At 47.9% G+C, this 22,885-nt stretch carries 19 protein-coding genes; 10 read left to right on the forward strand and 9 right to left on the reverse strand.

Annotated features, from left to right (window positions below; all coding sequences use genetic code 11):
- Window positions 1-521 precede the first annotated feature (521 nt).
- Both A3751_RS23495 and A3751_RS08860 read left to right on the forward strand, forming a co-directional pair.
- On the forward strand, window positions 522-974 hold the full coding sequence (locus A3751_RS23495; protein ID WP_197466246.1) for a pilin: 453 nt from the start codon (window positions 522-524) through the stop codon (window positions 972-974).
- Window positions 975-1,323: 349 nt separating this feature from the next.
- Window positions 1,324-2,397, forward strand: coding sequence for an O-antigen ligase (locus A3751_RS08860; protein ID WP_068542955.1), 1,074 nt, complete (start codon window positions 1,324-1,326; stop codon window positions 2,395-2,397).
- 150 nt (window positions 2,398-2,547) lie between these two features.
- On the opposite strand, the gene A3751_RS08865 is transcribed toward A3751_RS08860, so the two are convergent.
- The 3 genes from A3751_RS08865 to A3751_RS08875 all read right to left on the reverse strand — a co-directional run bounded on the left by A3751_RS08865 (window position 2,548) and on the right by A3751_RS08875 (window position 3,676).
- Entirely contained in the window at window positions 2,548-2,859 is a 312-nt protein-coding gene (locus A3751_RS08865; RefSeq protein WP_068454565.1) for a ComEA family DNA-binding protein, read from the reverse strand.
- A 225-nt stretch (window positions 2,860-3,084) separates the two neighbouring features.
- Window positions 3,085-3,306, reverse strand: a complete 222-nt coding sequence (locus A3751_RS08870; protein WP_068454568.1) for a SlyX family protein — start codon at window positions 3,304-3,306, stop codon at window positions 3,085-3,087.
- A 154-nt stretch (window positions 3,307-3,460) separates the two neighbouring features.
- Window positions 3,461-3,676, reverse strand: a complete 216-nt coding sequence (locus tag A3751_RS08875) for a hypothetical protein (protein ID WP_068454571.1) — start codon at window positions 3,674-3,676, stop codon at window positions 3,461-3,463.
- A 182-nt stretch (window positions 3,677-3,858) separates the two neighbouring features.
- On the opposite strand from A3751_RS08875, the gene A3751_RS08880 reads away from it, so the two are divergent.
- From A3751_RS08880 to A3751_RS08910, 7 genes are all read left to right on the forward strand, one after another.
- A complete protein-coding gene (locus A3751_RS08880) occupies window positions 3,859-5,010 on the forward strand; it encodes an efflux RND transporter periplasmic adaptor subunit (protein WP_068490441.1) in 1,152 nt (383 codons plus the stop codon).
- Entirely contained in the window at window positions 5,007-8,123 is a 3,117-nt protein-coding gene (locus tag A3751_RS08885) for an efflux RND transporter permease subunit (RefSeq protein WP_068454577.1), read from the forward strand. Before A3751_RS08880 ends, A3751_RS08885 begins: the two co-directional genes overlap by 4 nt.
- 5 nt (window positions 8,124-8,128) lie before the next feature.
- A complete protein-coding gene (locus A3751_RS08890) occupies window positions 8,129-9,163 on the forward strand; it encodes an AraC family transcriptional regulator (protein ID WP_082863134.1) in 1,035 nt (344 codons plus the stop codon).
- A 209-nt stretch (window positions 9,164-9,372) separates the two neighbouring features.
- Window positions 9,373-10,581: an acetyl-CoA C-acetyltransferase gene (locus tag A3751_RS08895; protein ID WP_068454580.1), complete on the forward strand. Its 1,209-nt coding sequence runs from the start codon at window positions 9,373-9,375 to the stop codon at window positions 10,579-10,581.
- A gap of 16 nt (window positions 10,582-10,597) precedes the next feature.
- Window positions 10,598-12,736 carry a 3-hydroxyacyl-CoA dehydrogenase NAD-binding domain-containing protein gene (locus tag A3751_RS08900; RefSeq protein WP_068454584.1) on the forward strand — a complete coding sequence of 713 codons (2,139 nt, stop codon included), beginning with the start codon at window positions 10,598-10,600 and terminating at the stop codon, window positions 12,734-12,736.
- A 21-nt stretch (window positions 12,737-12,757) separates the two neighbouring features.
- A complete protein-coding gene (locus A3751_RS08905) occupies window positions 12,758-13,897 on the forward strand; it encodes an acyl-CoA dehydrogenase family protein (RefSeq protein WP_068454586.1) in 1,140 nt (379 codons plus the stop codon).
- A gap of 87 nt (window positions 13,898-13,984) precedes the next feature.
- Window positions 13,985-15,169 (forward strand): CaiB/BaiF CoA-transferase family protein, encoded by a 1,185-nt coding sequence (locus A3751_RS08910; protein WP_068454589.1) that lies wholly within the window; start codon window positions 13,985-13,987, stop codon window positions 15,167-15,169.
- Between the two features lie 9 nt (window positions 15,170-15,178).
- Here A3751_RS08910 and A3751_RS08915 read toward each other — a convergent pair whose 3' ends face one another.
- Window positions 15,179-18,085 carry a hypothetical protein gene (locus A3751_RS08915; RefSeq protein ID WP_068454593.1) on the reverse strand — a complete coding sequence of 969 codons (2,907 nt, stop codon included), beginning with the start codon at window positions 18,083-18,085 and terminating at the stop codon, window positions 15,179-15,181.
- Between the two features lie 248 nt (window positions 18,086-18,333).
- Between A3751_RS08915 and A3751_RS23775 the strand changes: the two genes are divergently transcribed.
- A complete protein-coding gene (locus A3751_RS23775; protein ID WP_068454596.1) occupies window positions 18,334-18,822 on the forward strand; it encodes a cold-shock protein in 489 nt (162 codons plus the stop codon).
- A 164-nt stretch (window positions 18,823-18,986) separates the two neighbouring features.
- On the opposite strand, the gene A3751_RS08925 is transcribed toward A3751_RS23775, so the two are convergent.
- From A3751_RS08925 to dapD, 5 genes are all read right to left on the reverse strand, one after another.
- A complete protein-coding gene (locus A3751_RS08925) occupies window positions 18,987-19,397 on the reverse strand; it encodes a hypothetical protein (RefSeq protein WP_068454599.1) in 411 nt (136 codons plus the stop codon).
- Window positions 19,394-19,660, reverse strand: coding sequence for a hypothetical protein (locus tag A3751_RS08930; RefSeq protein ID WP_156492345.1), 267 nt, complete (start codon window positions 19,658-19,660; stop codon window positions 19,394-19,396). The genes A3751_RS08925 and A3751_RS08930 overlap by 4 nt, the downstream gene beginning before the upstream one ends.
- Window positions 19,661-19,689: 29 nt before the next feature.
- Window positions 19,690-20,613: a putative RNA methyltransferase gene (locus A3751_RS08935; protein ID WP_068454605.1), complete on the reverse strand. Its 924-nt coding sequence runs from the start codon at window positions 20,611-20,613 to the stop codon at window positions 19,690-19,692.
- Window positions 20,614-20,630: 17 nt separating this feature from the next.
- Window positions 20,631-21,773 (reverse strand): succinyl-diaminopimelate desuccinylase, encoded by a 1,143-nt coding sequence (gene dapE / locus A3751_RS08940; protein WP_068454608.1) that lies wholly within the window; start codon window positions 21,771-21,773, stop codon window positions 20,631-20,633.
- A gap of 62 nt (window positions 21,774-21,835) precedes the next feature.
- Window positions 21,836-22,855 (reverse strand): 2,3,4,5-tetrahydropyridine-2,6-dicarboxylate N-succinyltransferase, encoded by a 1,020-nt coding sequence (dapD, locus tag A3751_RS08945; protein WP_068454611.1) that lies wholly within the window; start codon window positions 22,853-22,855, stop codon window positions 21,836-21,838.
- Window positions 22,856-22,885 lie beyond the last annotated feature (30 nt).

Genomic DNA, 22,885 nt, shown 5'->3' on the forward strand with positions numbered 1-22,885 from the left:
TGCGTATGCGTTTCTCTTTGCTGCTTGTGTCTTATTTAAATCGCTGAATTTATATACAAATATAAGTTAGCTAAGTTGTTCTGCTTATAAATGCGAGCAATCGAACTTAACGCATCAGTATTTATATGCAGGAATTTAATTAAAAGTGTAGAGCAAGTTTCGGTTTTTAAAAGGAATTTTAAGGTAGGCGCGGTTTTCCTGTGGTTAAACCGATGCAATGTCGCTCGAAATAAACAGATAGTGACAAAATTTGACACTTTTGTATGTCCTTTGTAGGTAGCTGCGAGGAGTTAGCTCGTTCGAGTGAAAGCTATAAAAGCGAGGTAAGTCATTGTTGAATAAGCAAAACAAATTATTTTCTTGCGCTTGGCACGACCTCTGCTAGTGTTAGGTTAGACGCGCTTAACAAAGCTCACGTTCAAAGATGAGCTCACTTAGCGAAACGTCGGAGGCAGTTTTCTTCGACACAAAAGTTAAGCAAAGCGAGCGGTCTTTATATTTAATCAGCGGAGATTTAAAGAATGAAAAACATGCACTCTATGAAGAAAGCAGCACAACAAGGTTTTACCCTTATTGAATTGATGATCGTAGTTGCGATTATCGGTATTTTGGCAGCAGTCGCGATTCCTGCGTATCAGGATTACACTATTCGTTCACAAACAACTGCGGCGCTTGCGGAAATCACTCCTTTGCGAACGCAGTTCGAAGTTATCGCAAACCAAGGCGAAGCTGTGTCACTTGACCCAGCTGATATTGGCTACATTGGCTCAGCTGGCACGTCTTACTGCACGCTAGCTGTAACTCAGCCAACAGCAACGGTTGAAGGACAGATTACGTGTACTCTTCAGAACGTGAACGTTTCGATTCTTGGCCAGACGATTACGCTTAACCGAAGTATTGATGGTGACTGGCGTTGTACTATCCCTGCCGCAATGGATGCTAAGTACCGTCCAGGTGAGTGTACAGAAAGTTAATCCGATCTAAAGGATTAGAAAAGGGCCCTGACGGGCCCTTTTTTTTAGAGTAGTTATTATGATTCTCCAAAAAGCGATCTTCGTTTTAAGCTTTATCGCCTTTTTATTCTTATCATTATCTCAGTTCTTTTTCAGTATCTCTGATTCTTTTTATGATAGTCAGCGTTTAGCACAAGCGATGTTACTCTGCTGTGTCGGGGTTTTGTTTTGTTTTAGTGCTAGATCGTTTGAACAATTTACTAGAGCCGATTCGCCTCTGTTGTTGCCCCGAATATTTTCTATGATGGCGTTAGTGATTGGCTTTGGGTGCATATCCGCAGTGTTAAGTTCGGATATAGTGAACTCGCTAATGTATGTCACGTTGTTCGCTCTGCTTTTCGTCACCTGTCTATATTTGGCCGTTTTTTTGGATGCGGGTGTTACGTCATTAGTGCTGTGCTTGGTAGTTGTGTTTCATTCTGGTGTTATCATTTATTCAACCTTGTTTCTTGGTTTTGCGGTGTTTCAGGGAGACAGTATTAAAGCGTCGATCGTCTATTTTGGCTTCGACAACATCCGCTTTTTTAATCAGGCGCAGGTTTTCGTTCTCCCTCTGTTAAGTTATTTGTTGACCGTAAAGCGCATAGCCGTTGCCGCACACTTAATTTTGTTCGCAAATCTGATGTTAATGTTCGTTGGTGGTGGTCTTGGTATCGCATTGTGCTGGTCGTTAATGCTGTTCGCGCTGCTCTTTTTTAATAGAAGACTTCTTGTCGGTCTGTTAGTGCATACGTTAGTTGCGTTTGTATCTGCGTATGGGCTGCTTAATGGCTTTCAGCTTGACGAGGCTTCATCTGTGTCTGCCCAGTATTTGAGTGATGGGGGAAGGCTTCCGATATGGTTATCGGTTATTGATCATTTGCAGTGGCGTCATTTGCTTCTAGGCATTGGTCCTGGCCTATATTCAGATCTATCGGGTGTCAGTAGTGTAGGTCATCCTCATAATTTCTTGCTCGAAATGCTATATGAGTGGGGAGCAGTTGCCGTTGCCATCGCTCTGCTGATGGTTGGCTGGACAATGCGTTTGTACTTTGTTCATGTGTATCGTGTCGGTTTTTACTCGCGTAGCGATGCGTTTTTCTTATCCTGGTTGGCGGGATTACTTTATTCTTTAGTATCTGGTGTTCTTGTGATGCCAGTTCCGCAAACCCTAGTATTTGTTTGTTGGGGTATCGTGCTCGGTTCTATCCATCGCGCTCAAGGCAGTAATGACGAGAGTAAAATAGTTTATGGCCTTTCAAACTGTTTGGGGATTAAGGTGTCGGTGCTGTTGTTAAGTTTGATCTATGCTGGAATGGTTGGTTTAAGCGTTGCTGCAATGACCGGTGAAGACGCCTCAACTCAAGGGCCTCGACTATGGCTTGATGGTGATAGATACCTTTGATCCCCCCCCCAAAAAAAAAGTTTTTAATAGTTAGGTTATTTGTTCTCAAAGCGTGTTTTGAGTATTTGTTTCGATGGGGTAGAACAGCCAAGCCTCCGGAAATTCTGTAGAGCTTGGCTGTTTATATCTATTACGTTTTGGGTTTAGCCCTTATTTTACAACAACCATTCCCGCATTCTTCTCTAGGGTACTTTTGCCGATACCTTTGACCTCAGCCAGCTCCTCAATATCATGGAATGGGCCATAGGTTTCGCGGTAATTGATAATTGCCTGCGCTTTTTTCATACCTACTCCTTTTAAGGTCGAAGCAATTGCCTCAGCATCTGCTGTATTGATGTTGACCTGTTGTGCGGAGGCGATGGCGGGCTCTGGCTCGTTGGCATGCGTGAGAGATGCCTGCATAAATAACACTGCAAACACGGCTGCGAAAACGAGAGAAACAAAAGATTTTATATTGAACATATACTGCTCCTTGTAATGTATGTGAGAAAACACATGGAGCAGAGCAGTCCGCTATTGAAACGACTGCGATGTTGTCAGGGATTCCTTCCTCTGACGTTAGTTCTGCATCCATGCACCGAAAATATTATCGATCCCGCCGCGCCTTGTAAACCACGGTGTTTTGAATCTTGAGAGGTATTTGGGTTTAAAAAACGCGATCACTGGTTAGGCAAAACAATTTTGCGATTAGTAGTGCGGCGGTGGTGGCTCCGGCCCATCATTTTCGTCGCTTCCAGACTTCATCTCGTTGAGGCTTTGTTTGAGCAATCTATTCGCAGACCAAAGCTCTTGGATCTCTTTGTCTTGTTTAGTGACCATTGCATTCAGTGTATCAATGGTATCTTCTTGGAAGGCGAGCTTTATCTCGAGGGCTTCAAGCTTTGTCGCTAACTCTTGGTGGTCGGGCATTGTAGATTAACCGTAGGTACATCATAGGGATTAGCTCGACGAATAAAATTCGCCGAAATACTTCTTCGATTGAATCTGAATTATAACGGAGAGGGCAGGCGTTACGGTAGATATTCTTCTCTTACCGTTTGATTTGCGGTGGCAAGCCTTTTGATTAATCGTTTTTGGCGGAAATAGCAGCATGCGTATGTTTTACGGTAACTGCGCTCTGACTATTCTTTTCTGTTTGCTTAGCCGCCACATGTTCGTCACTCGCAACCAAGGGCGTATTTTTTGAGGGCTCAGGTTGAGTGTGAACGTAAAGATAAGAGGCGGCTAAAGCAACGCCTAATGAAGAGTATATGAGGTTTCGAATCGTGAGATCTGCCATAAGAAGTTGTTCTCTTCTGTATGTTTATTTTTTTAGAGCATTAACCTTTATACTGATGATAAATAGTAAACATCTGCACCGCGAACCTATGATCATAAGGTATCTTGTTTTGGCGAGTCCATTAACGTTTTATTGTTTTCCGCATGGTTTTTATTCCCAAATTATCGAAAGGGCCAAGTAAGATGAAGCAGGCGTTGCTCATATTGGGTATTGCACTTATCACCTACGTTTCACTGCAATTTTTTAAGAGCTCTGCGCCAAGTGCGGCGAGAGGTGAGTCTGTGGGTGTCAGGGCGCTTCAGGTCGAAGCGAGAAAGTTGCAACCAACTAATTTCCCCGTTGTCGTCCAATCTTTCGGGACAATTGAGCCTGCGGAAAGTTTCCGCATCCACGCGCTGGTTGCGGGGCAAGTGATCTCAAAATCGGACAAATTTCGGGATGGAAATCGTGTCGATAAGGAAACGGTTCTGCTGCAACTGGATCGCTCTCAGTTTCAAGTGGTGCTAGCGAACGCGCGGGCCGATTATGCGGCTGCGATGCTAGCGCTTGCCGATGAACGTGCTCGAGCCGATCAGGCTGAGAGTGATTGGGCGAAGCGAGGCCCCGACGGTAAAGCGAAAGACTACGTGCTGCGTAAGCCGCATCTCATATCTGCCGAGGCGCGATTGGAGTCTGCAAAAACTGCGGTAGAGATTGCTAGGCAGGATTTAGAGCGAACAGCAGTTAAAGCGGGTTTTGACGGTATTATCCGAAGTGTATCTGTTGATCAGGGCGCGTACGTGAATACAACGCAAGAACTTGGTCGCGGCTTCGCAGACAGTGTCGCTGAGATACGTCTGCCGGTAAAAGCGGCAGATTTACTTTTGTTGCGAGGCGATGAAGGAGGGGCTTCGGATAAGGCTCCGATAGAAATCGAGCTTGTGAATACCTTATCCAGAACAAACGAACGTTGGCTCGCTCGATATGAACGCATGGAATCGAGCTTTGACCCGCTTACTCAACAAGCAACGATCGTAGCGCATGTTGATGGGCCTTTTTCGAGCGCAGACAAAGCAGCTCTCTTACCTGGCCAGTACGTTAGTGCAAGTATAATCGGCCAAGAGCTCAAAGGCGTGATTGTCGTTGAGAACGAGCTTATTTATCAAGATAGCTATGTGTATGTTGTCGAAGGGGATGATCGAGATCAGCTAGTTCAGCGCCCGGTTACAATCTTGCACCGAACTTCAGATAAAAGTGTTATTGAGAGTGGTCTCGCGCCAGGCGATGAATTAATCACAACGATCCTTGGAAGCCTACCTAGCGGAACCAGAATACATATTAAGGCCGACCAATGATTGAATGGTTCGCTCGTAATAGTGTTGCTGCCAACCTGTTGTTGATCACCATTGTTCTCATCGGGTTAGGATCGCTTAAGCTAAATATCCCCTTAGAAGTATTTCCGTCCGTCGAGCCGCGCGTTATTCAAGTGAGCATTGCCGTTCCGGGCGCCTTGCCAGCGGATATTGAAAAGTCAGTCGCGATCAAGGTAGAGCAAGCTGTTCAAGACCTTGAAGGTATTGAGCTGCTAAGCAGTTCGTCGAACGAGGGTTCTGCGTCTGTTTCTATTCAGGTAGACGAGCGATACGATGCGAGAACGCTGCTCTCTGATGTTAAAAATCGTGTTGACAGCATTAATAATCTGCCCGGAGATGCCGAGCGGCCAATCGTCGCACTCGCCAAGCGTCAGCGTGAGGTGATCGGTATTGCGGTTTTCGGCGACTTATCGGAAAGAGAGCTGCGCCTTGAAGCGTCTCGGATAAGGGATGGTTTGCTGCAGATGGAGGGGATTAGTCAGGTTGAGCTTGATGGCGTTCGCGAATTCGAAGTGTTCATTCAGGTATCCGAAGAAACGCTTCAACGTTATGGTTATACCTTGGCAAATCTAGCGAGCAAGATTCGAGAAAACTCGATCGATATCTCCGCAGGAACGGTGCGCACGACGGGAGGGGATGTCTTACTTCGTTCAACAGGCCAAGCGTATGGCAAGGGTGATTACGAAGATATCGTGATTGATAGCACGAAAGACGGCAGCAAAATTCGCCTTGGCGATGTTGCCACGGTGATCGATGGCTTTGAGGAGGTCTCTTCGATCACTCGCTTTAACGGGAAGCGTGCGGCATTGATCGAGGTTTACAGGGTTGGTGCTGAGAGCGCCATTGATGTTGCAGATATTGTTAAAGAGTACGTCGCGGAGTACGACGTCAAATCGTCTCAGTTTTTAACGGTCACTACTTGGCGTGATCGTTCAAAAATCGTCAAGAAGCGTTTACAGACACTAACGAACAACGCCATACAAGGCGGCATTCTTGTTTTGCTATTACTCACGCTATTCCTAAGGCCGGCAATCGCATTTTGGGTTTGTATTGGAATACCTGTGTCGTTCATGGGGGCGTTTTTCGTGATGCCATTGTTTGGTGTGACGATCAATATCATTAGCTTGTTTGGCTTTATTGTCATTCTAGGTATTGTTGTCGACGATGCGATTGTCACGGGTGAAAATATCTATTCGCACTTACGTAAATCGGAGAGTGGGATCGAGGCAGCCATCAATGGCACAAAAGAAGTCGCTGTCCCCGTTACCTTTGGCATTCTTACAACCATCGCGGCGTTTCTTCCGATAGCCTTTATAGAAGGCGTGCGCGGACAGTTGTTTGCTGCGATTCCTGTCGTGGTTATTCCGATTCTCTTGTTCTCGTTGATTGAATCCAAGCTTATTCTGCCTGCGCATCTTAAAAATATCCGAGTAAATTCGAGCGCATCAAATACGGGTTTTGGTCGATTACTTGTTTATCAGGAGCGCTTCGCGACAGGGTTTGAACGTTTCGTTTTGTCGTATTATCAGCCACTCTTAAGAAATGTCATTCGATACCGATACGCCTGCCTCACCTTTGCGGTGTGCCTTCTCATCGTGCTTAGCACACTTTTAAGCACCGGCTGGCTTAAATTTATCTTTTTCCCAAAAGTACAAAGCGAAGTTGCGCGGGCGTCTTTGTCGATGCCTGCTGGTACACCCGGAGAAGTAACGGACAAGCATGTGCAATTTATGCTTAGGCAAGCACAAGCGTTGCAAGCGACCCATATCGACCCTGATTCTGGCGAATCGGTTGTTGAAAATATCATGGCGACGACAGGTTCTGCTGGCGGTAGCAGAGGTTCAAATTATGGGCGGGTGATGTTTGAGATTACGCCTCCGGAAGATCGTACCTTGCAGATTACCAGTAGAGAATTGGTGAACGAATGGCGACAGCTAGTTGGCGAAATTCCAGGCGCCGATTCGATTAGTTATCGAGCTGAGATTGGCCGTGTTAGTGATCCGGTTGATATTGAATTGCGCGGTCAAAATTTTGATACGCTTGGTGCAGTGGCAGATAAGGTCAAAGAAAAGCTAAGAGAATACCCAGGTGTGTTTGATATACAGGATACGCTATCAGCTGGTAAACAAGTCTATGAGATTGAGCTCAAATCGGTGGCCTATGTGCTTGGCTTGACGCGCCAGCAGGTGGTATCCCAAGTGCGCCAAGCATTCTATGGTCTCGAGGTTCAGCGCATTCAGCGTGAACAAGACGATATTAAAGTGATGTTGCGTTACCCATTACAGGAGCGACAGAGCACCAAGACACTGCGCGATTTACTCATCACCACGCCAACTGGAGATAGGGTGCCTCTAGATGAGGTTGCCCTGTTGACGCCCGACCTGAGCCCAGTTTCTATCTCTCGCATAGATCAAAACAGAACGGTCAACGTGCGCGCCGATGTAGACAAGCAGAATACCAATATGCTTGTTCTTCAGCGTGAACTTAACGAGTACATCGCCGAATTACTCGCTCAATATCCTGATGTGCAATATCAATTTGAGGGGGAGGCGAAAGAGCAGCGCCAGTCATTCGGGAGTTTGCAGTATGGCCTGATCTTTATCGCGTTTGTGATCTACTGTTTGCTCGCGATCCCGTTCAAGTCTTACTTTCAGCCGATCATTGTGATGTCTGTGATTCCTTTTGGCGCCATCGGGGCGATTGGCGGCCATATGATCATGGGCATGGATCTGACGCTCATCAGTTTGTTGGGCATGTTGGCGTTAATCGGCGTTGTCGTAAATGACAGCTTAGTGTTGGTGGATTTTATTAATAAAAGGCGAAGTGAGGGCAAAGATTTGTATGAGACGGTTTCTTCGGCAGCCGCATCCCGATTTCGACCTGTTATTCTCACTTCGTTGACGACGTTTATTGGCTTGATGCCCCTGTTATTTGAAAAGTCGACGCAGGCGCAATTCTTAATACCAATGGCTGTCTCTCTCGGTTTTGGAATTCTGTTTGCCACCTTGATTACCTTACTATTGGTGCCGGTAAACTATATGGTAGTCGAAGATATCAAGTCATTAACAAGTAAGCTCATTGGACACTCGGTTTAAGTAACGTGAAGCGTCAACACTCTCTGCCACTTGCGCTCATCGACTCTCTTTTGGCCGCGCCGCGCGCTCGAGGGGTTGATATAGGCAGGGTCTGTGATGAAGCAGGGCTTCCAGAATGGTGTCATCTGCTAGAGGCCTCGGATGGCGGCGCTCGTTTTCCTCTTGAGGATCTGGGTAGCTTTCTGATCACCCTATGGCGTCACATGGAAGATGAGAGTGGTGGCTTTCTCAGCCATCCACTGAAACTAGGTACTTTTTCAATGATGTGTCACGCGATCATTTCTGCTGGCAACCTTCGGCGGGGATTGTTGAGAAGCGCGCGATTTATCGCGCTGGTTAGTGATGATTTGAAGATCAAGCTTGAGGAGTCGGGTGACGAAGCGCGCCTTGCCTTTGAGTGGTCCAATGCCTTGGATGTCGACGATGCATTTTTGACAACGTCCATGTTCATCATATGGGTTCGACTTTCATGTTGGATGGTAGACAGGCCGTTATTACTTGATCGTGTTGAGTTCCAATTCGACAAGCCAGAATATGCGGACGAGTTCGATTTAATGTTTCCCTGTCGGCATGTATTTTCTCAGAAACGCAATCTCATTGCGTTTAATCGAAGAATGCTGGCCTTACCGATTAAACAAGACAGCTATGCTCTGACGGATTTCCTCAATCACGCGCCGCAGTCTTTGTTGACCCAATTTCGTGCCGACGACAGCGTAACGGCGCAAGTGAGACGTGTCTTGAATGATGCAAGCGCTGCGGCTGACCCAGACTCTTGGGGGCACACAACGCTGACTTTCGATGATGTGGCAGACAAGCTTGGTTCAACCACGCATACTCTTCGGCGCCGCTTGAAAGAGGAAGGTCATAGCTTCCAGGAAATTAAAGATAGTTTGCGCAGAGAGAAAGCGTTAGAACTGCTTGAGCATGGCGAGCTTACCATTCAGCAAATATCCGATACTTTAGGCTTCTCGGAGGCCGCGGCGTTTAATCGGGCTTTTAAAAAGTGGACCGGTAATTCCCCGTCCTCTTATCGCGACTAAAGGCCTATCTCCAAGCGGGTAACTTAGACTCGTTATGTAGCCACTTAACAAAGAATTAATCCAAATAACAATAACTTACCTTCCACAGTGCGCACCTTCATGTTGTGCAAGAAATTATCAACACTATTGTTAGCAAATATCATGGAGCGGAAATCTCACTCCTATATATTCGTTGTCGCTTAGCTTCCGAACACACAGGATGATCAATAATGACAAACGAAGCCTATATTTTTGATGCGATTCGCACACCTCGAGGCAAAGGTAAAGCCACCGGCGCCCTTCACGAAGTAAAACCCGTAACCCTGCTGTCTGATTTGTTGAATACGCTTCAAGCGCGTAATGGTTTTGACACCTCGGCGGTAGATGACATCGTCATGGGCTGCGTAACAGCCGTTGGAGACCAAGGCGCAGATATCGCCAAAACGGCTGCGCTCGCCGCTGGCTGGGACGAAGATGTAGCGGGAGTGGTGTTGAATCGTTTTTGTGCATCAGGCCTTGAAGCCGTAAACACCGCGGCCATGAAAGTACGTTCTGGCTGGGAGAACCTCGTCGTCGCCGGTGGCGTCGAGTCTATGTCTCGTATCCCGATGGGGAGTGACGGTGGCGCATGGGCGATGGATCCTGAAACAAATTTTGATACGGGTTTTATGCCACAAGGGATTGGTGCAGATTTGATTGCAACCTTGGGTGGTTACACGCGAGAGGATGTTGATGCATTTGCCGCAGAGTCGCACAAAAAAGCGGCCGCAGCATGGGAACGCGGCTCTTTCGACAAATCTGTGGTGCCTGTGGTAGACCGAAATGGTATCACCATTTTGGACCACGATGAGCTAATTCGCCCTGATAGCACCAAAGAAACACTGGGCGCCCTAAAAGCCTCGTTCCAGATGATGGGTGAGATGGGTTTTGATGGTGTTGCACGTAAGCGTTATCCGCAGGTTGAGCAAATTAATCACGTGCATTCTCCGGGCAATTCGTCAGGTATTGTCGATGGCGCTGCCGCGGTATTGATTGGAAGCAAGGCCGCGGGAGAGCAGTTTGGGATGAAGCCTAGAGCCCGCGTTGTTGCAACTGCTGTGGTAGGGACTGATCCAACAATTATGCTGACAGGTCCTGCGCCTTCAGCACGCAAGGCGCTGAAAGTTGCAGGCATGAGTGTTGATGACATCGATTTGTTCGAAGTTAACGAGGCGTTTGCGTCTGTCGTGATGCGCTTTATCGATGAGATGGGTGTCGATAAGGCAAAGGTCAACGTGAATGGCGGCTCCATTGCCATGGGGCACCCGCTTGGTGCAACGGGCGCAATGATTCTGGGGACTTTGCTTGATGAGCTTGAGGCCCGTGATTTGAAAACTGGATTGGCAACATTATGTGTTGGTGGTGGTATGGGTATCGCAACGATCATCGAGCGCGTTTAAGAATTAGGAGAAGACAATGAGTTCAGTAATTTACGAAAAAGATCAGGACAATATCGTCCATCTTATTTTGGACAAGCCTAATTCTAGTGCGAATTTAATGGACCAAGAGTTTACTGAGTCCTTGTGCGCGGCCGTAGAAAAGCTAAAGGCCGACGAGTTTGCAGGTGTTATTTTCCGTTCAAATAAGTCCACGTTTTTTGCGGGCGGAAATCTTGACGACTTGTATGCTACGACAAGGGAAAATGCCAAAGAATTATACGACATGGTTCAAAGCATCAAGGTGGCTATGCGCTACCTTGAGACATGCGGCAAACCGGTTGTTGCATGTATCAATGGTGCGGCTCTTGGCGGTGGTTGGGAATTGGCGCTTGCATGCCACCACCGCATCGCTTTAAGCGAAGGCGTAAAGCTCGGTCTACCTGAAGTGACGCTGGGCTTATTGCCTGGAGGCGGCGGTGTCGTTCGCATGTCTCGCTTGCTCGGTCTGCAAGCAGCGTTGCCCTACCTAACCGAGGGTAAGCAGTTCAAACCTGAGAAAGGCAAAGAGCTTGGCTTGATTCACGACATTGTCGATACCGAGGACCAATTACTCGATGCTGCGACTTCTTTTATCAAGGCAAATCTCAAGGCGCAACAACCATATGATGTCAAAGGCTATAAAGTGCCTGGCGGGAAGCCGAGTACACCAGCGCTAGCCAAAATGCTGCCGATTGCGCCTGCAATGATGCGAGACAAAACCAAAGGTGTGCTCCCTGCGCCTGAGGCAATCTTGTCGGTGATGGTAGAAAGTCTGCAAGTTGATATCGATTCAGCGATGCGAATCGAAACACGATATTTCGTTGAATTGGTGTGCGGTCAGGTTTCAAAGAACATGATCAACACTTTCTGGTATCAACTAAACGAAATCAATGCGGGGGCAGCTCGTCCTGCAGGTATCGAAAAGGCCAAGTTCACGAAACTCGGTGTTTTGGGTGCCGGCATGATGGGAGCGGGAATTGCCTATTCCGCTGCTACGCGTGGCATTGAAGTCGTTTTGAAAGATGTCTCTCTTGAGTCTGCCGAGAAGGGTAAGGCGTACAGCGAGAACCTTCTTGATAAGAAGGTGAAACGTGGCCGATTGAGTGCGTCTAAGCGCAATGAAACGCTCGCGCTTATCCATCCAACCGAGAACGCGGAAGATTTAGCCGGTTGCGATATGATTATCGAAGCCGTTTTTGAAGATCGTGGATTAAAGGCAAAAGTGACTCAAGAAGCAGAGGCACAAATGCAAGCGAGTGGGGTCTTCGCGTCAAATACATCCACTTTACCAATCACCGGATTGGCAGAAGCCTCTGCTCGTCCAGAACAGTTCATAGGCCTCCATTTCTTTTCGCCAGTAGACAAAATGCCATTGGTCGAAATCATTTGTGGTGCGCAAACCTCTGATGAGACGCTCGCGCGTGCATATGATTTCGTTCAACAGATTTCAAAGGTGCCTATTGTCGTTAACGATAGCCGTGGATTTTATACGTCGCGCGTCTTTGGTACGTATGCGAACGAGGGCATCGCGATGTTAGGGGAGGGTGTCTCTCCTTCGGCGGTCGAAAACGCAGCATTTCTCTCAGGCTTCCCGGTAAGTCCACTTGCTGTGACCGATGAAGTAAGCATGACGTTAATGGAGAAGATCCGTAATCAAACGATCAAAGACTTAGAAGCTGAGGGCAAGCCATACCGCGCTCATCCCGCCGATGCGGTTGTCGATAAGATGCTTGAGGCAAGTCGTCCAGGAAAACTGGCGGGCGGCGGCTTCTACGAATATCCCAAAAATGGCAAAAAGCATTTATGGAACGGGCTGCCTGAGCTATTTGGTGGCCAAGCAGACTTCGAACTGAAAGATTTACAAGACCGGCTGCTCTACATTCAAGCCATTGAGACTGTTCGCTGCCTGGAAGAGAAGGTCTTGACGAGTGTCCGTGATGCCAATATTGGCTCGATTATGGGCATTGGTTACCCAGTGTGGACCGGGGGTATTTTACAGTTCATCAATCAAACAGGTATTACCGAGTTTGTTGCGCGGGCGGAAGCGTTGCACGAAACGTATGGAGAACGATTTGCGGTACCGGCATTACTTAAAGAGATGGCGGCCTCAGGTAACGAATTCAAAGACGCGGATTAAAACTAATCAAGGGGTAGAACAATGATAAAACGTACAGTTTATGAATCTGAACATGAAATGTTTCGCGATAGTCTGAAAAAGTTTCTTGAAGACGAGGCCGTTCCGTATCACGCGCAATGGGAAAAAGATGGCCACGTTGCACGAGAGCTATGGACTAAAGCCGGGCGACAGGGCTATTTATCACCAACGGTTGCGGAAGAGTACGGCGGTGTAGGTGCGGATTTCCGTTATAACGCGGTTGTGGATGAAGTGGTTGCTGAACTTGGATTGAGTGGTGTTGGCTTCGGTCTCCACTCTGACATCGCTGTGCCTTACATCGAACGATATGGTTCTGAAGAACAAAAGCAGAAGTACCTCCCAGGGTGTGTCAACGGTGATATCGTGACGGCCATCGCAATGACAGAACCGGGGACTGGTTCTGACTTACAGGGCGTTAAGACCAATGCTGTGCTTAACGGCGATCACTATGTACTGAATGGGTCAAAAACCTTCATCACCAATGGACAGTTGGCCGACCTGTATATTGTGGTCGCGAAGACTGACCCCGAGGGCGGTGCGAAAGGTACAAGCTTGTTGCTTGTTGAAGCAAACTCGCCTGGTTTTGAAAAAGGGTCAAACCTCGAAAAAATCGGAATGAAGGCGCAAGATACCTCTGAGTTATTCTTTCAGGATGTCAAAGTCCCTAAGGAAAACCTGTTGGGCGCAGAAGGCATGGGCTTCATCTACTTAATGCAAGAGCTTCCGCAGGAGCGTTTGTCTGTTGGACTGAATGCGATCGCGAGTGCCGAGTCAATTTTTGATCAGACAGTGGCTTATGTGAAAGAGCGCAAAGCGTTTGGTAAACCGATTTCTGCGTTTCAAAACACGCAGTTCAAACTGGCGGAAATGTCTTCGACGCTCACTATGGCGCGCGTGTTTGTTGATAAGTGTTTAGAGCTGCATATCGAAGGCAAACTCGATGTTGTGACGGCAGCGAAGATCAAATATCTGACTACTGAGATTCAGTGTGATGTGATCGACGAATGTCTTCAGTTGCATGGTGGTTATGGTTATATGTGGGAGTACCCGGTAGCACGTGCTTATGCCGATGCTCGGGTACAAAAGATCTATGCGGGTACCAATGAAATCATGAAGTTGATCATTGCGCGTAGCATGGTCTAAAAAAGCGATAAGAATAGAGCGATCGTCAACAGGGTAAGAGCACGCCTCTTACCCTGTTTTCTTTTTCTCAATCTAAAAGGGTGCTTTATGTCGTTACCGTTAGAGGGCGTTCGTGTTCTCGATTTTTCTACACTTCTTCCAGGCCCGTATGCCACGCAGCTTCTTGCCGATATGGGGGCAGAGGTGCTACGTGTAGAAGCGCCTAATCGCCCCGACTTGCTAAAGTTGATGCCGCCAATGGTTGGCGAAGGCAAGAGTAAGGTCTCGGCCGCACATGCGACCATTAATCGAAATAAAAAGTCGATTGCGATCGATCTCAAGAACCCGCAAGCCAAGGAGATCATTGAGCAGTTGGTGCCGAGCTACGACATCGTTGTTGAGCAGTTCCGTCCAGGTGTTATGGCGCGACTTGGCCTCGATTACGAGGCCTTGTCTAGCGTAAACCCAAAAGTCGTTTATTGCTCTGTGACGGGATATGGTCAGAACGGTCCATACAAAGCCAGGGCAGGTCATGACATCAACTATCTTGCGCTATCTGGGTTGGCGAGTTATTCAGGTCGTAAAGAGACCGGCCCGGTTCTTTCCGCGACCCAGATCGCAGACATTGCTGGGGGCTCTCATCATGCTGTGATGTCTATTTTGGCGGCACTTTTTGCGAGGCAGACTACGGGCAAAGGCGCTTATCTGGATATCAGTATGGCGGACGCCGCATTAAGCTTAAACACAATGTTTGGTGCAGGTGCGTTGGTTAGTGGCAAGGATCCGGATCTTGGTTCTGAAATGCTGAATGGCGGACTCTTTTATGACTATTACAAGACGGCTGATCACAAGTACTTGTCTGTTGGCAGTCTTGAACCAAATTTCGCGATGGCTTTGCTTCAAGCACTGGGTATGCCTGATTGGCTTAGTAAAATCGCAGATCAGCGCCCTGAAACGCAGGAGCAACTCCGCTCGGCTATTGCCCAAAAAATCTTAGAGCATGATCAGGCACATTGGATTAATGTGTTTGGTAAGTTAGACGCCTGTGTAGAGCCTGTTATCAGTGTAAACGAAGCTGCACAGCATCCTCAGTACCAAGCGCGAAATATGTTTATCGATGCAACACTCGACGATGGCCAGCGTGTTAAGCAAATCGCTTCAGCGCTTCCTTTCGGGAAAAGAGCGGCTAAAGCAGGTGCGAGGCTGGGTGCCAATACCGATGAGGTTTTGGCTTCAATCGGCCTCTCTGAAAGCCAAGTTGAAGCGCTAAAACAAAGTGGCTGTGTTCGCTGAAGGAATGGTTTACAAACGATACCCAAAACCGAAGTAGATGTTCGTATCTTTATCCGGCGCAGCGTTAGTCCGGTCAAAAGGCACCGCAACCCCGAAGCGTGTGGCGACTGGGAGCGTGCTATAACCCAAGTCGACCCCAATATTGAGCTCAAACCCGGCTGCATCGAACATGCGACTGCCGCGGTTGGGGCTACCCGCTTCGTAAAACACGGCTCCCGAAACTGTATTCAAGCCAATTGGCCAGCTGCTTAGGCCCTGATCTACGTAAGCAATAGGAAATCGATATTCTGCCGAATATATTTCTGGTTTGTATCCCACTAGCTCGCTAGTCCTATCGGGGTAGCCGCGCAACGGGTAATCTCGACCATGAATGATCGCCTGCTCAAAGGGGCTACTGCTCGGACTGTCGCCGAGGTCGAATACATCCGCGCCTTGCTCCGCATAGCCTTGCATCACCCTAAGTGCTAACGTGTGGGCATTGTATAACGATAAATATTCGTTCCATTCAACCGTCCAAACATTGCCATCAGAACTATCGGTGTTAGCAGCTTGAAAATCCCGTTCTAGCTTATCTCGCTCCAAATTCATAGACAGTATTCTGCCGTGCGAGGGGCTAATGCCATAGAGAGCATAACTCGCGTCGGTGTATTGCACGGCAAGTCCGACTGTATTTACGGTTAGAGTGTTATTGAGTGCAGGGTTGAGAAGATAATCGGCTGCCCGTTGTTCTTGATTACCGCCTCCAATAATGCGGAGGTTGGAAAAGTCAAAAGGAATATCTGTATGAGCGAGCAGCGCGATATTTTCGTTCTCCTCCAGGAGAGTGGTTTTATCTACAAACTCGGGTGGTGCTGATGCGCCTCCAAGCGCGTAGTCATAGTCTTTCGAGTAGAGTGCGGTGAAGTGGTTATAGAGCGTGTATGACGCTTGAAGTTTGTTCACATCGTTCTCAAAGTCGCGACCGACCACCAATCCCCAGTTATGAAAATTCAAAGCATCGCGGCCAGACAAAACAAGAGAGAGCGTGTTTTGCGCATTGTCGTTTTGGTAGCCAAAAAACCAGCTTGTTGGCGCGACCGTTTCGAGCGCGGAGTAGGTCTGTGTCACTGGTTGAGCGTTTGCTGCTTCCTTTGGTACTGGGCTGGCCTCTAGCTCAAATCCTTTTCCAGGTTTTGCTAGCCTTAAGGAGGTCTCTTTGCTCTCGCTGTTGTAGCGCTGAACCTTATATGGCGCCTCGGCGATATCCCAGCCATTCTCGGAGTAGCTACGAAAAACTAATCGGTCGTTTGCTACGTCGTATTGACCGTCACTTGCACCGCCGATGCTTCGAGTGAGCGGCTGAAGTTGCTTCGACGTTAGATCCAGTTCCCAAAGTTCGATTAATCCGTCTTTATCACTCGTCACGATGAAGTGTTCAGTCGAGTTGTCGGATGGCCTGCCTGACTCAATGGCAAAGTAGTTATCTATTGGGCTTTCGAGGATCGTATCGCTCTTTCCGGTGTTCAGATCCAAGCTGCGAACAGACCATTTCGAAGCGCCCGCCTTGTATGTAAAGGCGAGGGTATCGTCGTTGATCGCGATCAGAGATCCGATGTTGTCGAAGTTCGCGGCCTCAAAAATGGTAGTTTCGACTTTTGCGTTCAAATCGACCTCGACGATAGAGCGTTGAGCATGCAGCACTTTAACGCCAAGGAAACGATCATTCAGTATTACGCCATCGGTGTAATGTCCGCACTTGGTCACTTTCTCGCTCTGTCCTGTTTTTAAGTTATAGCGGTAGAGGTCTGAGCTGTAAGTGACGTGTGTGCAAGGCGACTGTTGGATGTACCATAGATGCTCTTCATCGACCGCAATGATGTTTGCATTTGATTTCACCCGAACGAGCGGACGCTTCGTTCCCGCACCATCGACTTGCGTTATATAGCTGGGCCCATAAGGGTCGAAAGCGGCGTAGTAAATATTGCCCGCTGCATCCACCTTGGGGCTAATGTTAAAATAACCGTTCTCGCTAATTTTGCTGAAGGGCGTTGTCGTTCCTTCAAGCGCAGCAAGTTGACCTTGATACCGCTCTTCAACCCACTGCATATATTCCAACCACAGATCTTCAAGCCCGGTTGCGTCGGTATTATGTCTTGCAGGACGGTCGACAACGAAAGGCACGAGTTGTCCGCTTGTGGTATCGATATAACCGGTTAACGCATCAATGCCATATCGCTCATCTAAAAACTGGTAGAAAGGAAAGCCGTAGGTATACGCTTTGTTGAGTGGCCAATGGCGCGTAGTTTGCTGCACCTTCCCTAAAGGTAATAGCCCTGAAGCGACCTCGCTACGCAACATCATGTTGAAAAATGCACTTTGCCCTCTCCCAGTGTGGTGATCCCAAGAAGTCTCGACATACGTAGCGAGCCCCTCTTTAAAGAAGTTCGGCTGAAACAGGTTCGAAAAGGTAAACACGTTGCGACCAAACACGTAGCGTGGCGCGTAAGACCAATCGCGCGCTTTATCTAAATGAACAATGTGTGTCATTTCATGAAGAATGAGGAAATCAAACCACTCTCCGTAATCTTGAAGCTCTGACACTCCGCTGGGTAACGTCGCGTAGAGTACGCTTCTGTTGTACGGTGCGGGTGTTGCATATCCATTTGCCCGATCAGTCTCATTTGAGAGGACGATCTGCACTGTCGACTCCGGTTTCCAATCAAGAAATTGACTGAGCTGAGGGATAACAGCATCAACAATCTCGAGCGAGCGGTTCGCAAGTACCTCGTATCCTTCAGGGTAGGTCACGCTCGCGTATTCGGACTTTTTGGTATGCCAATCTTCAAAGGCGTCAAAGTGCTCGATTGCATGTGCGGCACTCCAAAAGAGCGAAAGCGTTGAAACCAAGACGGCATAAAGAAGGCGATATAGAGGCATAGCTTATTTTCTCATTCCCTAATTGGAGCAAATTCGACTGCGAAAAATGTTATAACAAATGTCAGCGTTGGGTACGTGAATTAGTGTTGAGATTCCTGATACGGCAAGATGATCAAAAGAAGCACGACAGTGTTTTATATGCGGTGCGTTTATGCTTCAATGTAGCGGCTTTGACAAGCAGTAAACTTGCTACCATCCATCCGTAGCTCAACACTTACAATACTAACAATTCTTAAAGAGACAATATCATGTTCAAAAAGATAACGATTAGTGCCATTGTTGCACTTCCGTTTCCTTTCTTAATTTTTCTCGCTGGGTCACGTCTAGACGTATTTACTTCTGAAAAATCAGCGATCGAATTTTTGAAAACTGACAACGGCGTGGCGTTTTATTTCGCTGCATTTTTAATGTTCGTTGTGTCATCGGTTATCGCTAGCCTATTCTTCGATAGCGAGCGTCGCGGCGCTACGAGCAGCCGTCCAAAGGCTGGTGCCAGAAAACAATCTCAAGCTGTTGCAACAGGCGATGAAGGCCAGACGTTTGGTACGGTCAAATGGTTTAACGTTAATAAGGGTTTTGGCTTTATTACAACCGAAGACGGGGACGACATTTTTGTACACTTCCGCTCGATTCAAGGGCACGGTCGCCGAAGCCTCCGTCAAGGCCAAAGCGTGCGTTTCGATACCTCAATGGGTGAAAAAGGAAAACAAGCCGATAACGTGTCTGTCGTAAAATAAGTGCTTGTCGCAATATAAAGTTGAACACTGGCTAAGCAAGATGGCTTTTGTTCAACTTTTCTATTTGTGGTTGTGGTTGTGGTTCGATTAGCCGCGCTTTTATTCTTTTTTATACACACTCGCCTTAGCTGCCTTAGCTGTCTGACTCGGCTCGGTGACAGCATCTAGCCCCAGACGACCAGCTCACGTTCACTTCGGGTTATCCGCCACCATTTTTCACTGAATTCTGGCTCTTCTTCAGCCCAGCTCTCTGCTGAGCAACGTACTTCTGTATCAATGTGCGAAAGTGCCGATTCTGCACATGCTAGATCGCTTTCCCATGGCGTATGTTGGCTTTTAAACCAAATGCTTGTATATGCTTTTCCTGCTGCACATGGTGTGATCGAAACCTCTAGTGGCGCTCCTCTGTACGTAAGCTTGATTGTATATGAGCGCGCTTTACTCATATCGATGTAACTTAAAGCAGACTCATCCTCAATGACAAATGCGTCGCTTAGCCAGGCTAACAGTTGATCGTTTTCAAGACTCTTGATGTAGATCTCGACGTCGGGTTGCGTATTATTATGCGTTGTCATTGTCGTCCTTCATGGTTGAAAAATCGTTTGAGCCGGCTCCAGAGAATCGTAATATAAGCGATGATGACACCGACGCCCGCTATTGCGCCAAGGCAAAGAGAGATAAGACCAAGCATTTCCTGTTTGACGGACGGATCCATATAAAATTCGACGTAGGTAAGACCGCACAAGGCGAGCATCAGTAAGGCGCTCGATACAAAGAATAATTTGAAGCGAAGTTCTACAGGCTTTTTTGTGATGGCGCTGCTAGTTTTGTCATTCATCTTTGATTTCTGCGAAGGGTGATGGGTGTTCATTTTAGTTTGTAGGCTTTTATTGTCACGTCTGCCGTTAGCGCTAAGGAACCTCTCGCTGCGGTTTGCTTAATGTTTTCCTGAGACGCTCGCCAAGTATGAGGTGTCATGCCTATCAAGTCTTCAATCTCGCTCTTCTTGTCCAACGTGAAAGAAAAGTGAAGGTCCTCCCTCGCTGCCTCAAAGTACAATTCCTCGTATGGGTTGTCCGTACTTACCGCTTTCTGTTTTATGTCAGGATAGAGGCTTTCTCTCAGTTCTATAAGATGATTGGTGCCAGCTGAAACATCAATCAAAACACCATCTGGTTTAAGTACTCGCGCGGCCTCTGCCGGGCATGGCCGAGAAAACAAGTGGGTAATAAGGTCTTGGCTTGTATCTTGGAGTGGTAATCGAAATGCATTTCCAACAAGCCAAAAGGCGTCTTTTACCCGTTTGGCGCCAGAGCGTATTGCTGGTGTTGAGATGTCCAGTGCGGTGAGCGTTGTGGACGCAAGCGAATCTGCCAACGATGCGTAAATATGCTGAGTATAATAGCCTTCGCCACACGCAATATCACAATATCGAAAGATCGGTTTTTGCCCGAGTGATGCGCCAGCTGAACGCTCTAATGAGCTTTCTAAACTACTGTCGGATACGCTGGTCTTTGAACGGCGCACGACGTTGCAGTGGGCAAAGATCAGCTCAATACAGCGCTGAGTGATTGATTGATAATGCCCGAGCTCTAAGAAACGCTTGCGCGCCTGCACCATCTCAACCGTATCGCCCGGCTTACTGCTATTTTTGTCCTGATTAAGAAGGAGGTTGAAATAACCTTGTTTCGCCTGATCAAAACAATGATTGTTGACGCAGCGCAATTGCCTTTGCTCAGAAACAAGGTTTTCAGAACAAACCGGACAACGCAAAACCGAAGTGCGAGCCATACTCATTTCAAGTGGGCCTAAGGCGCCAATAGCTTGATCAAAATACGCTCGTATACTTCTGTTAAGTCATTAAGATCTTGCACGCTAACGTGTTCGTTTACCTGATGAATTGTTGCGTTTAATGGGCCGAGTTCGAGTACTTGTGCTCCGGTGGGCGCAATGAATCGACCGTCAGAGGTTCCGCCGCTCGTAGAAAGCTCCGCGTCAACATCGCAAACCTCTTTAATGGATGCAACCGCGGCATTGACGAGCGGGCCGGCCTCCGTGAGGAAGGGACGACCGCTTAGGTTCCATTCGATTTCGTACTGTAGACCGTGCTTCTCAAATATGGCCTCTGTGCGTTCGGTTAGCTGTTCGGCGGTCACTTCAGTGCAATAGCGGAAGTTAAAGAGTACCTCGCCAACGCCCGGTATTACATTGGTTGCTCCGGTACCGCATTGGAAGTTTGTGATCTGAAACGTTGTTGCAGGAAAGTAATCGTTGCCCTGATCCCACTCAATTTCGCTTAGTTCTGCTAGTGCCTTCGACGCGCGGTGAATCGGATTATCTGCTAAGTGGGGGTAGGCGACATGGCCTTGCTTACCGATTATCTTAAGCTTTGCATTCAAAGAGCCCCGGCGCCCATTTTTTATTACATCACCCAAGCGTTTAGTGCTTGAGGGTTCGCCGACTAAACACCAATCAATCTTTTCTTTGCGCGACTCAAGAGTTTCGATCACCTTCACGGTACCGTTTTTTGCGGGTCCTTCTTCGTCACTGGTGATTAGATATGCGATGGAGCCGACATGGTCGGGGTACTTTTCGATAAAACGCTCTGTTGCCACCATAAAGGCAGCGAGACTACCTTTCATGTCAGCCGTGCCACGGCCATGTATATGGCCTTCTTCAATACGCGCTTCAAACGGCGGATACTGCCACTGATACTCTGGCCCTGTTGGAACGACATCGGTATGACCAGCAAAACAAAGAACGGGCGATTTTCGGCCCTTGCGCGCCCAAAGGTTGGTCACTTCTTCAAACTGCATGGTCTCGCAATGGAAACCCAATGGTTTTAATCGGTCTTTTAACAGCGCTTGGCAGCCTTTGTCATCCGGTGTTACGGAGGGTTGCTGAATGAGTTCCTGAGTCAGTTGGATGGTTGGAGTCGTGGTATCCGGCATTAAAATGGCCTATTCGTTTGTATTGAGGGAGGCGAGTGCCTCCCTTTTTTTGCGGTGCAGGTTTAATTGTTAGCGTGTAGCGCTTCGTTGAGCTCGATTGCCGTTTTGTTGGTTAGGCATTCAACGCGACCATTCACCGAGTTGCGTCGGAATAGCAGGTCAGGTTTTCCTGCAAGGTCCCGCGCCTTCACTGCATCAACATCGTTTCCTTCTGCGTCTAGCATAATAACTTTCGTGCCAGCTGTTATATATAGGCCTGATTCTACTGTGCAGCGGTCGCCAAGCGGAATACCAATGCCAGCATTGGCGCCAATTAGGCTGCTTTCGCCGACAGAAATAATAATGTTTCCACCGCCAGAGAGCGTGCCCATGGTAGAGCAGCCGCCACCAAGATCCGAACCTTTGCCAACCATAACACCTGCTGAAATACGGCCTTCGACCATCGATGTGCCCTCCGTCCCTGCATTAAAGTTCACAAAGCCTTCGTGCATGATCGTCGTGCCCTCGCCAATATAAGCGCCAAGACGAACGCGTGACGTGTCAGCGATTCGCACGCCGCTCGGCACGACGTAATCCGTCATCTGAGGGAACTTGTCCACCGATTTTACTTCGAGCAATTCGCCCTGCATACGCGCCGCTAGCTGACGTTGTGGTAACTCGGCCAGATCGATGGCACCTTTGTTTGTCCAAGCAACGTTCGGAAGCAAGCCGAAGATTCCGTCCAGATTGATGCCATGAGGTTTTACTAAACGATGCGAGATTAGATGAAGTTTTAGGTACACTTCAGGAGTGCTAGATGCTGTACCGTCTTCTTCAATAATGACCAGTGCAATTGGGTTGACGGAGCCGCTTAACTTCTCTGCTTGCACTGAAACTTCGCCAAGCGAATGAGTTTCCGCAAGCTTAGCGAGCTGATCGTCACTCAGGGTGAGTGTGGTATTTTCTGTTGGTAGCTCAAGCGCGTCGCGAAGACCTTGAGCCGTTGCTGATTCAGGTTGATACAACGGCGCGGGAAAAAGTACTTCTAGCCATTCGCCGTTTGTGTTTTTAGTGCCTACGCCGAGGCCAATTGCTACTGTCATAATCAAATCACTTTATTAGTCGTATTAATT

The organism is Oleiphilus sp. HI0080 (assembly GCF_001635135.1).